Source organism: Flavobacterium bomense, from assembly GCF_003970355.1.
Map to the genome: position 1 here is coordinate 1 of NZ_RYDJ01000173.1, position 1,203 is coordinate 1,203.

Genomic DNA, 1,203 nt, shown 5'->3' on the forward strand with positions numbered 1-1,203 from the left:
AACAAATGCGACGGTGCTCGCTTTCCCTACTTCAAGAGCACCGCCTTTCATATAATAACCATGAAATGAAGGTACAGATGCCAAAAGTATTCCGAAAATAAAAGTTTTAATAAAAGCGTAGGTTACGTGAAAGGGCATAAAATCACTTTGAACACCATTTATAAAATCTATACTCGTTCCGAATCCTCCATAAACTGTGGCGATATAACCTCCAAAAACTCCTAAAAACATACTGATTCCTATCACAAATGGATAAAGTATTATGGCAATTAATTTTGGAAAAACAAGGTAGTTTAAGGAGTTTATTCCCATAACTTCTAAGGCGTCTATTTGCTCTGTAACTCTCATAGAACCAATACTTGATGTGATAAAAGAACCCATTTTTCCAGCCATAACAATCGAGATGAATGTTGGTGAAAATTCTAAAATTACAGATTCTCGGGTGGCATAACCAATTAGATTTTTTGGAATCAAAGGGTTGTCTAAATTTAATGCCGTTTGTATTGCCACAACACCTCCGACAAATACGGAGATAAAAGCTACAATGCCCAATGAGTCTATAATTAATTCATCAATTTCTTTGAAGATTAGGTTTTTCATCACAGACCATTTCGTCTGTTTTCTGAAAATTTCTTTCCACATTAAGAAATATTTTCCAATTTGGGATAAATAACGGAGGAGCATCATTTGTTGAGTTTTCAGTTTACTAGTAGCGGTATTCGATCAGGAATATATCTACGCAAAAATACTGTATTTTGTTGGAATTTCAGATTTTGTTTTTAATTTCGAAAGGACGAAATATTAAAACAATTTCTCCTTCATTTTCTGCAAACGATATTTTCGGATAAATTTTGCTTGTTCGGGATTGACTAACATTGGTTTTTTTGCCGATTTAGCTTTCCAAAAACCTTGGATATAATCAATAAATAGCAATGGTTTTTTCTTCATCATTGCCAATTTCGCCGAAGCAATTGCAGTAATCCAAAAACCGTAACCCAAGCTGTAAAAGGCTTCGCCTTGTTTGTATCGGGCCGTTTTGTTGTAATTTGCCCCAGTTGGTTTTAGGTGTTTTACGTGCAGACTTTTGTCGGTGACGACTTTCCAATTGTAGAATTTGCAAAGTAATTCGTCTACGGTGTCCCAACCCATTGCGGGTTTTAATCCACCTATTTGTTTAAAAGTTTCTTTTATATAGGCTTTCAA

Annotated in this window: 1 protein-coding gene and 1 pseudogene; both read right to left on the reverse strand. The window is 34.8% G+C overall.

What is annotated here, in order from left to right; all coding sequences use genetic code 11:
* Positions 1 to 687, reverse strand: a 687-nt coding sequence (locus EKL98_RS16490; protein ID WP_148104452.1) for an MlaE family ABC transporter permease, incomplete at its 3' end; no start/stop codon positions are given.
* Between the two features lie 114 nt (positions 688 to 801).
* A pseudogene (locus EKL98_RS16495) lies at positions 802 to 1,203 on the reverse strand (glycosyltransferase family 2 protein); the annotation flags it as partial.